At 74.2% G+C, this 8,967-nt stretch carries 10 protein-coding genes; all 10 read right to left on the bottom strand.

Features of this window, described 5'->3' with window-relative positions:
- On the bottom strand, positions 1 to 1,410 hold a 1,410-nt coding region (locus tag E2B92_RS21725), incomplete at its 3' end, for a cation:proton antiporter (RefSeq protein WP_133087647.1).
- Between the two features lie 172 nt (positions 1,411 to 1,582).
- A complete protein-coding gene (locus tag E2B92_RS21720) occupies positions 1,583 to 1,879 on the bottom strand; it encodes an antibiotic biosynthesis monooxygenase family protein (RefSeq protein ID WP_126884872.1) in 297 nt (98 codons plus the stop codon).
- Positions 1,876 to 2,730: an NmrA family NAD(P)-binding protein gene (locus tag E2B92_RS21715; protein WP_126884873.1), complete on the bottom strand. Its 855-nt coding sequence runs from the start codon at positions 2,728 to 2,730 to the stop codon at positions 1,876 to 1,878. The genes E2B92_RS21720 and E2B92_RS21715 overlap by 4 nt, the downstream gene beginning before the upstream one ends.
- Positions 2,727 to 3,683, bottom strand: coding sequence for an NADP-dependent oxidoreductase (locus E2B92_RS21710; RefSeq protein ID WP_235023909.1), 957 nt, complete (start codon positions 3,681 to 3,683; stop codon positions 2,727 to 2,729). Before E2B92_RS21710 ends, E2B92_RS21715 begins: the two co-directional genes overlap by 4 nt.
- Positions 3,680 to 4,177: a cupin domain-containing protein gene (locus E2B92_RS21705; protein ID WP_126884874.1), complete on the bottom strand. Its 498-nt coding sequence runs from the start codon at positions 4,175 to 4,177 to the stop codon at positions 3,680 to 3,682. The genes E2B92_RS21710 and E2B92_RS21705 overlap by 4 nt, the downstream gene beginning before the upstream one ends.
- A gap of 17 nt (positions 4,178 to 4,194) precedes the next feature.
- Complete coding sequence (gene mdlC, locus E2B92_RS21700) at positions 4,195 to 5,844, bottom strand: benzoylformate decarboxylase (protein WP_160159770.1); 1,650 nt, start codon at positions 5,842 to 5,844, stop codon at positions 4,195 to 4,197.
- Positions 5,845 to 5,868: 24 nt separating this feature from the next.
- Positions 5,869 to 7,050 carry an MFS transporter gene (locus E2B92_RS21695; RefSeq protein ID WP_126884876.1) on the bottom strand — a complete coding sequence of 394 codons (1,182 nt, stop codon included), beginning with the start codon at positions 7,048 to 7,050 and terminating at the stop codon, positions 5,869 to 5,871.
- A 113-nt stretch (positions 7,051 to 7,163) separates the two neighbouring features.
- On the bottom strand, positions 7,164 to 7,472 hold the full coding sequence (locus E2B92_RS21690) for a muconolactone Delta-isomerase (protein ID WP_126884877.1): 309 nt from the start codon (positions 7,470 to 7,472) through the stop codon (positions 7,164 to 7,166).
- A gap of 3 nt (positions 7,473 to 7,475) precedes the next feature.
- Positions 7,476 to 8,510, bottom strand: a complete 1,035-nt coding sequence (locus E2B92_RS21685; protein ID WP_126884878.1) for an ankyrin repeat domain-containing protein — start codon at positions 8,508 to 8,510, stop codon at positions 7,476 to 7,478.
- Positions 8,510 to 8,956 (bottom strand): nuclear transport factor 2 family protein, encoded by a 447-nt coding sequence (locus tag E2B92_RS21680; RefSeq protein ID WP_126884879.1) that lies wholly within the window; start codon positions 8,954 to 8,956, stop codon positions 8,510 to 8,512. The genes E2B92_RS21685 and E2B92_RS21680 overlap by 1 nt, the downstream gene beginning before the upstream one ends.
- Between the last annotated feature and the right edge of the window lie 11 nt (positions 8,957 to 8,967).

The following is an 8,967-nucleotide window of genomic DNA, read 5'->3' as shown; positions in this document are numbered from 1 at the left end:
GGGGGCCGGGGGGGGTTCCCCCTTCGGGACCGGGGGCCGGGGGGCCGCCTGGGGGGGGGGGCGGGGGCGGGGGCCGCGGCGGCGGGCGTCCGTCCTGCGGCTGGTCGTTTCCGGGCGGGGGGCGGCACGGTTCCCCGGGCCGGGCGCGAGGTGGGCGAGGGGCCGGCGCGATCGGGGGGGGGGCCCCGCCTCGTCCGCCCCGGTGGCGGGTGCCGGCCCCGAGCCGGTGCCGGTACGGGACTGAACGCGGTCGGCCAGGCGCAGGAGGGGCGCGGTCATGGCGGTGGTGGCCAGGGCGACCACCGTCAGGGCGATCAGCAGCTCCCGGTCGATGAGCCCGGCCTCGTGGCCGATGGACAGGACGACCAGCTCGGTCAGGCCCCGCGCGTTCATCAGCGCCCCGACGCGCAGCCATTCGCGGCGCGGCAGCCCGCCGAGCGCCCCGGCCGCCGCGCACCCCACCGCCTTGGTGAGGACGGCGGTCGCGAGGAGCACCGCGGTGAGCGTGAGGTTCCAGGGGGCCGCGCCGAGGTCCAGGCGCTGACCGAACCCGAGGAAGAAGCAGGGCAGCAGGACCGCGGCCGTGACGGTGTCGAGCCCTCGCAGCGCCGGGCCCACGGCCGTCTCCGGGTGGCGGCGGGCCCACAGGAGGCCGAACAGCAGGGCGCCCAGCAACTGGTGCAGCCCGGCGGCCGAGGTGGCCGCGGCGGCGAGCGCACAGCCCGCGACGGTCACGGCGAGGGCCGGGCCACGGCCGGCGGGCGCCGGCCGGATACGCATCAGGACGGTCACCGCGAGCAGCCCCGAGGCCGCCCAGGCCAGGCGCGTGGCGTCCAGCGAGCCGGAGGCGACGAGCGCGGCGGTCAGCACGCACCAGGCCGCCGCGTCGCCCACGGCCGCCGAGGCCAGGCTGACGCGGCCCGCCGGGGTGTCCGTCAGCCCCTCGTCCTGAAGCAGCCGCGCCAGGACGGGCAGGGCCGTGACGGACAGGGCGCAGCCCACGAAGAGGGCGGAGGACACGGGGGTGGCCCGGGGTCCGCCGTGGGCGCCGTCGAGGGCGAGGGCGAGGACCGCCCCGGCCGCCATCGGGACCGCGAAGGACGCGGTGCTCACGGCGGCGACCGCGGGGGCGCCGGAACCGGCCGGCGCGGAGAGCCGCCGGCCGATGCCGAAGGCGTACAGCACCAGGCCCAGTTCGGCGAGGGCGCCCAGGGCGGGCAGCACACCGGGGCCGAACAGGAAGCGGTGCGCCCCGGGGGCGACCGCGCCGAGCAGGGACGGGCCGAGCAGCACGCCGGCCGCCAGTTCGGCGACCGTCGCCGGCTGCCCGGCCCGGCGGGCGAGCCGCCCTGCGGCGTGGGTGAGCAGCAGCAGGCACGCCAGGGCCAGCAGGAACCGGCCGTCCGTCATCCGGGGCGCTCCTTCGGTGGGTCGGTGGCGGGCGAGTGAGCCGAAGCGCCCTGGTGGGGGTCCCCCCTCCGGGGGAGGACCGAGCCGGTGAACCGAGCCGGTGAACCGAGCCGGCTGTCCGGGTACGGCGAAGGGCGCCCGGCCGGGCCGGGCGCCCCTGGGGTGCGGGCCGTCAGTGGGTGACCAGGGCGTAACGGCCGGACTGGACGGTGGTCTTGTCGACGGCGGCCAGGAAGTCCTGTGTCTCGGCGGCGGAGAAGAAGCCCTTCATGGTGGCGTCGGCGTCCTCCGGGGTGGCCCAGTGGACGACGACCAGGTATTCGCCGTCCTCGCTGCGCGAGACCTCGCGGGCCAGGAAGCCGGGGCGCTTGGCCATGTACTCGGTCTCGACCCTGCGGTCGAGGGTTTCGAAGTCGGCGGTGTCCACGCCGGGTATCAGCTTGAACCTCACGGTTTCGACGGTGCTCACGAGTGGTCCTCCTGGAAGGCGTCGGCGTGGGCGCGGGCCCACTGGGTGAAGGTGCGCGGCGGGCGGCCGAGGAGTTCGGCGACGGTGGGCCGGACCACGGAGTCGTCGAGGGTGCCGTCCGCGTAGTAGCGGAAGAAGGCGTCGACGTACTCGGGGGGTGTGCCGCTGTCCGCCATCTCCTTGCGGGCCTCCTCGTCGCTCAGGCCCACGAGGCGCAGGGGGCGCCCGAGGACCTCGCCGAGGACGCGCACCCGGTCGGCGGGCAGCAGCGGCTCGGGCCCGCTGAGGGCGTGGGCGCGGCCGTGGTGGTCCGGGTCGAGCAGGACGTGCGCGGCGACGGCCGCGATGTCGTACGGGTCGATCATGGCGACCGGCACGGCGGGGAACGGGGCGCGCACCACGTCCCCGGCCGCGAGTTGCGCGGTCCACTGGAAGGTGTTGGACATGAAGCCGCTGGGCCGCAGGATCGTCCAGGGCAGCCCGGAGTCCCGTACCGCCTCCTCCGAGAGGATCATGAACCGGGAGATGGCGTTGTCCATGTCGCCGTCCGGGGCGGCGATGCTGGAGAGCAGCACCACGTGTTCCACCCCGGCGCGGGCGCACTCGGCGAGCAGGCCGGGCATGTCGGCGTACCCGGGCAGCAGGAACACCCCGCGCACGCCCTCCAGGGCGGGGCGCAGCGACTCCGGCCGGTCGAGGTCCCCGGCGACGGCCCGCGCCCCGGCGGGCAGCGCGGCGGCCCCCGGTCCGCCGGCCTTCCGGACCAGGGCGCGCACGGGCCGGCCCGCCCCGGCCAGCCCGGCGGTCAGTTCGCCGCCGACGTGGCCGGTGGCTCCGGTCACCAGGATCATGCGTCCCCCTTCATGTCGAGGACGAGGCGGCCCCGGACGTGGCCCTCCTCGCCGAGCGCGTGCGCCTCGCCCACCTCGTCCAGTGGGAACACCCGCTGGATCTCGGGGCGGACGGCGCCGGCGGAGAGCAGGCCCGCGATCCGGTCGAGCACCGGTCCGTCGGGGTGCACGTAGGTGAAGCCGGCGCGCACGCCGTGGGCCTGCGCGGTCTGCCGGTGGTCGGGGCCCTCTCCCTTGAGGGTGACGACGATCCCGCCGGGGCGTACGACGTCGAGCAGCCGGAAGAACTCGGCCCCGCCCATGGGGTCGACCGCCAGGTCCACGTCGCCGACCTCCTTCTGGAGGGGGACGGTCCGGTAGTCGACGGCCCGGCGGGCGCCGAGGGAGCGGACGAAGTCGTGGTTGGCGGGTGACGCGGTGCCGATGACCTCGGCGCCCGCGTCGACGGCCAACTGCACCGCGATGTGCCCGACTCCCCCGGCCGCGCCGGACACCAGCACCCGCTGGCCGGGCCGCAGCCCGCCGTGCTCGAACAGCGTCTGCCAGGCGGTGAGCCCCACCATGGGCAGCGACGCGGCCACGACGTGGTCGACGCCGTCGGGCTTGGCGGCCAGTTCGCCCTCGGGCGCCACGGCGTACTCGGCGTAGCCGCCCGCCAGGGACGGGAAGCGCGGCATGCCGAACACGGCGTCGCCCTCGGCGAACCGCCGGACGCCCGGGCCGGTGGCGGCCACCGTGCCCGAGACGTCCCAGCCCAGCACGGCGGGGAACCCCTCCACGCCCACGCCCCGCCCGGCCCGGGTCGCCCAGTCGATGGCGTTGACGCCGGCCGCGTGGACGCGGACCAGCACCTCGCCCTCCTTGGGCTCGGGCACGGGCAGGTTCCGTACGCGCAGGGTGTCCGGTCCGCCGAAGGCGTCGACGACGGCCGCCCGCATCACGGCCGGCGTCACGGGGCCAGGTGCAGGTCGTGGCGGGGCGCGAACTCCACGATCTGCTGCTTCTGGAGCGGGGTGAGCGGGATGGGCGCCTCGCCGGCCCGCGCCTCCTGGCCGATCTCCATGAAGAAGTTCTCCAGGTACGCGGGGGTGAACATGAACAGCATGCGGCTGACGTGCAGCCCGACGTTGCGGAACCGGTGGCGGGTGCCGCGCGGCACGAAGACGAAGTCCCCGTCGTGGGCCGTGAAGGTCTTCTCGCCGTTGAGGAACTCGATGTCGCCGTTGAGGATGTAGAACGCCTCGTCGGCGTGCGGGTGGACGTGCGGCGGCGGGCCGCCGCCGGGCGGCACGGACGCCTCGGCGAAGGTGAGGGAGCCGTTCGTGTTCTCGCGGGTGGCCTTGAAGGTGTAGATGGCGTCGCCGAACCAGTACGTCGGGCCGGTGCCCGCCGGGTGGTGGACGACCTTGCCCTCGGGGTGGGCGGTGACGCCGGGTGCGGTGGTCATGGGGTCTCCCGGGGGGGTCAGAGGCGGAACAGGCCGGGGTCGGCGACCACGACGTCGAGCAGGACGGGACCGTCGGCGGTGAGCGACTCGCGCAGCGCCTCCCGCAGGCCCTCCGGTGTCTCGACGCGTTCGCCGCGTACACCGAAACCGCGGGCGAGCTGTGCCATGTCGACGCCGCTCAGGTCGTACCCCTTCTGCCAGGACTTCTGGTCCTGGAGGTAGTACTTCAGCGACAGGTAGCCGGCGTTGTCGGGGATGACGAAGGTGACCGGCAGGTTGTGCTGGGCGGCGGTCCACAGCGAGTGCAGGGTGTACTGGGCCGAGCCCTCGCCGACGACCACGACCGCGCGGCGGTCGGGCCGGGCGAGCGCGTAGCCCACGGCGCCGGCGAAGGGGAAGCCGAGGGCGCCGCTGGCGGTGGCGAAGTAGCCGTTGCCGGCGCCGAGCGGGATCTGCTCGTGGAAGTCGGCCCGCGCGATGGGCAGCTCCTCGAACAGCACGGCCGTCTCGGGCAGTTCCTTGGACAGCAGGTGGAACAGGTACGCCTGGCTGAGCGGCGTGGACGGCTCCGGTACGGGGACGGGCTCGCGTACGGGGGTGAGGGCGGTCCGCTCACGCTGCTCGACCAGCGGGACCAGGGCCTCGACGACGGCGCCGGGCGGGGCGACGAACGCCGTGTTCGCCAGGGTGGCGGCGGCGGCCAGCGGGTCGTCGGTGACGTGCAGGAACTCGACGTCCTCGGTGAGCGTGGGGCGGGGGCTCCTGTCGAGGTCGGCGGGCGCGGTGGAGAACAGGTCCCAGGCGGTGAACAGCGTGAAGGCGGGGCCGCCGAAGACCACGACCACGTCGTGCTGGGCGGACAGCCGCTCGTTGATCAGCTCGGGGATGGGCGGCAGGACGCCGGCGAACAGCGGGTGGTCCTCGGGGAACGCGCCGCGGTTCCACACGGGGGCGCCCCAGACGCGGGCGTTGAGCTTCTCGGCCAGTTCGATCAGCGCGCCGCGGGCGCCCTGGGCGTCGACCGGCCCGCCCGCGACGATGCCGGGGCGCCGTGCGCCGTTGAGGGCGGCGGCGATGCGGTCGAGGGCGGCGGGCGACGGGACGGTGGCGTTCTCGACGGTGGGGATGCGGACCGGGTTCGGGTCGGCGGGGCGTACGAAGTCGTCCTCGGGGACGGCCACGAACACCGGTCCCTGCGGGGCCTGCTTGGCGATCCGGTACGCCTGGGCGATCATCGCCGGGACGTCCTGGGGGCGGGCGGGCTCCCCGGCCCACTTGATGTACGGCTTGGGGAGCTGGGTGGAGTCCTTGGCGATGAGGAACGGCTCGCCCAGCAGCATCTTGCGGGCCTGCTGGCCGCCGAGGATGACCATGGGGGTCTTGGCGGACGCGGCGGTGTAGACGCTGCCCATGGCGTTGGCGAGGCCGGGGCCGCCGTTGATGATGACGAGCGAGGGCTCGCCGGTGGCCTGGGCGTAGCCGTCGGCCATGCCGACGACGGACGCCTCCTGGAGGCCCATGACGAACCGGAACTCGTCCTCGGGCCAGGCCTCGAAGAGCTTCATCTCGGTGTGGCTGGGGTTGCTGAAGATGGTCGTCATCCCCAGTTGGCGCAGGACGTCGAGCGTCTCGTCGCGTACGGTCCGGTGGCCGGTTTCCTCGGTCACGGTCATTCTCCTGACGGGGGTGGGTTAGTTGGCGGGGCTGGGCACCGCGGTGGGGAGGGTGAGCTTGCGCCCGGCCCAGGTGGCGGGGAGGGCGAGGGCGCAGACGATCAGCGCGACGAGGGGGGCGCGGCCGACGTCGTAGGTGGCGACCGCCCAGCCGCCGATGGCGGCTCCGGCGGCGATGCCCGCGTTGACGGCGGAGGCGCCGAGGGTGGCGGCGAGGTCGCCGCCGGGACCGGCGAGGGAGATGACCCGGAGCTGGAGCGAGGGCACGATGCCGAACCCGACGAGGCCCCAGGCGGCCAGGGCGAGCCCGGCGAGCACCGGGTTCGCGCCGGTGAGGTGGAGCGCGCCGAGGGCGAGGACGAGGACGGTGTTGCCGACGAGGAGGGTGAGGTCGGCGTTGCGGTCGGCGAACCTGCCGCCGGCGAAGGTGCCGGCGGCGCTGGCGAGGCCGAAGATCAGCAGGAAGGCGCTGACGCCGCCGCCGGAGATGCCGGTGACCTCCTCCAGGTAGGGCGCGAGGTAGGTGAACGCGGTGAACTGCCCGCCCAGCAGCACCAGTCCGATGCCCAGCATGGCCAGTACGCGGGGCGCGAAGGCGTGCCGCGCCTGGGCGCGCAGCCCGCCGGAGCCGCTGCCGTCGACGGGGGGTACGAGGGCGAGGACGGCGACGAGCGCGAGGGCGCCGAGGATCACGATGCCGGTGAAGGAGGCGCGCCAGCCGATGGCCTGGCCGACGAGCGTGCCGAGGGGCACGCCGACGACGGTGGAGACGGCGATGCCGCCGAACACCATGGACACGGCCTGGCCCCGCCGCTCGGCGGGCACGAGTCCGGCGGCGACGGCGGAGGCGACGCCGATGAACAGCCCGTGGATGGCGCCGGTGACGACCCGCGCGGCGAGCAGCAGCCCGAACGCGGAGGCGAGCACGGCGACGAGGTTGCCCGCGATGAAGACGGCGAGGGCCAGCCACAGCAGCGTGCGGCGGGGCAGCTTGATGGTGGCGGCGGTCATCACCGGCCCGCCCAGCGAGATGCCCAGCGCGTAGGCGGTGACCAGCAGGCCCGCCGTCCCGACGGACACGTCCAGGTCGCCGGCGATCAGGCCGAGGACCCCGACGATCACCAGTTCGGCGGTGCCGATCACGAACGCGCCGAGGCCGAGCGCGGCGAGCGCGTGGGTACTGTTCCGGGTCCCGCTCATCCGCGAGCCCCTCCTTCGTTTTTCCGTGGGGACGTTGTGTGCCGGGCGCCGGACGCCCGCGCCCCGGTGTGGGGGGGGGACCGGGACGCGGGGGCCCGGGGCGGAGGCCCGGGTCAGACCTTGTAGCGCTGCTTGACGTCCTCGGCGAAGCCGAGGTAGTCGCGGAGCGGCCAGACCTGCTCGAACTCCAGGTACTCGCGCATGGGAAGGCGGCCCAGGGCCGTGCGGTCGAGTTCCTCGGCGTCCGGGGAGTCGATGATGGCGATGACCCGCTTCTGGGCGGCCACCTTCCAGATCCCGACGCAGAAGCCGGAGTCGACCGTCTCCTGGGCGTGGACGGCCTCTTCCTGTTCCAGCTCCCACAGCTCGTCGAGCGTGATGCGGCCCTCGTGCTTCCACTTCATCTGGACGTAGAACAGCATGGGTCACTTCCCGTCGGTGTCGCGGATCAGTGCGGTGAGCGCGTGGTCGGTGCCGAACACCTCGACGGCCAGGTCGAGCGGCGTCTTGCCGTCGTGGCCGACCAGGTCGAGGCGGGCGCCGGCGCCGACGAGGATGCGGACGCACTCCTCGTAGCCGTGCCACAGCGCGTCGTGGAGCGGGGTGTATCCGTTGGTCGCGCCCTGGAAGTCCAGGTCTATGCCGGGGCGGCCGACGAGCTGGGCGGTGATGTCGGCGTGGCCGTTGTAGACCGCCTTGTGCAGCGGGACCGCGCCGAAGGTGGGCTCGACCGCGTTGACGTCCGCCCCGGCCTCCAGCAGCAGCGCGACGATCTCGCCGTGGCCGTCGCGGGCGGCGACGAGCAGCGGGGTGTGCCAGTCGTTGAACCCGCCCAGCACGGGGAACCGCTCGTCGACCTGGGCTCCGGCGTCCAGGAGCTTGCGGACGCGCTCGGTGTCGCCGTCGGCGGTGGCGGCCATCAGCTCCTGGCGGGCCACCGCTGCCTCGTCGTCGGCGCGCCGCGCGTTCAGGTGCCGCTCGGCCTCGAGCAGCTTGTCCTTGCCGAAGGTGTTGACGTTCAGCTCGTAAGCGAAGTGCTGCTCCAGCGAGAAGCCGTAGTGCGTGTAGACCTTGAGGGAGGCGCCCTTGGCGAGCAGGTACGCGGCGATGTCCGGGTACTTGTACCAGAGGGCGTCCATCAGGGCGGTGTGCCCGGTGGTGGGTGCGACGGCGTCGACGAACGCGCCCGCCTCGACCAGCGCGCGCACCACGTCGAGGCTGCCGCCCTGGCACGCCTTGTGCAGGGCGGTCGCCCCGGCGCGGGTGTCGGCGGTGTGGACGTCGGCGCCGGCCGCGATCAGCGCCCGCGTGGTGGGGGCGTCGGCCTGCCCGGCGGCGATCATCAGCACGGTCAGGCCGGTGGCGGCCTCGCGCACGGACGGGTCGGCGCCGGCGGCCAGCAGTCCGGCCACGTTGGCGGTGTCGCGGTCGCGGACGGCCGCGATGAGGTCGGCGCTCATCAGGCGGCCTCCTGCCCGGACGTGTCACCGCGCAGGGCGCGGATGATCGGGGACGGGTCGGTGTACGACTTCCAGCGGACGATCTTGCCGTCGCGGACGGTCAGCCACTGGACGAACTCGATCTCGAATTCCAGCCCGGTGCTCCGGACCACCGACAGCTCGTGGATGACACCGGCGGCGTTCTCGCCGTCGACCGCCAGACTGACGAGCTTTTCGAACTTGACCTCGCACTCGCCGGTGAAGATCTGGAGGCTGGCCAGGACCGCGTCGCGACCGCGGATCGTACCGATCCACTTCATGTCGTCGTTGTAGCCGGGGACCGGCGTGTAGTTGATCCATTCGACGTCGTCGGCGAGCAGTCCGAGGCAGGTCTCGAAATTCCCGGCGGCGAGCGCGTCGAACCAGCGCTGGGCGACCTTGCGAGTCTCTGCTGTGAGGTCACTCATGTGTACTCCTC

Source organism: Streptomyces sp. WAC05374 (assembly GCF_004353505.1).
In the GTDB taxonomy this organism is placed as follows: Bacteria; Actinomycetota; Actinomycetes; order Streptomycetales; family Streptomycetaceae; genus Streptomyces.
Note: the sequence above shows the minus strand (reverse complement) of the source record. Positions and strands in the feature narration are given on the sequence as shown.

Coding starts and splice junctions, on each gene's coding strand:
- E2B92_RS21715 (WP_126884873.1), bottom strand. CDS start 2,730: ATGATCCTGGTGACCGGAGCCACCGGCCACGTCGGCGGCGAACTGACC.
- E2B92_RS21705 (WP_126884874.1), bottom strand. CDS start 4,177: ATGACCACCGCACCCGGCGTCACCGCCCACCCCGAGGGCAAGGTCGTC.
- E2B92_RS21695 (WP_126884876.1), bottom strand. CDS start 7,050: ATGAGCGGGACCCGGAACAGTACCCACGCGCTCGCCGCGCTCGGCCTC.
- E2B92_RS21690 (WP_126884877.1), bottom strand. CDS start 7,472: ATGCTGTTCTACGTCCAGATGAAGTGGAAGCACGAGGGCCGCATCACG.
- E2B92_RS21685 (WP_126884878.1), bottom strand. CDS start 8,510: ATGAGCGCCGACCTCATCGCGGCCGTCCGCGACCGCGACACCGCCAAC.
- E2B92_RS21680 (WP_126884879.1), bottom strand. CDS start 8,956: ATGAGTGACCTCACAGCAGAGACTCGCAAGGTCGCCCAGCGCTGGTTC.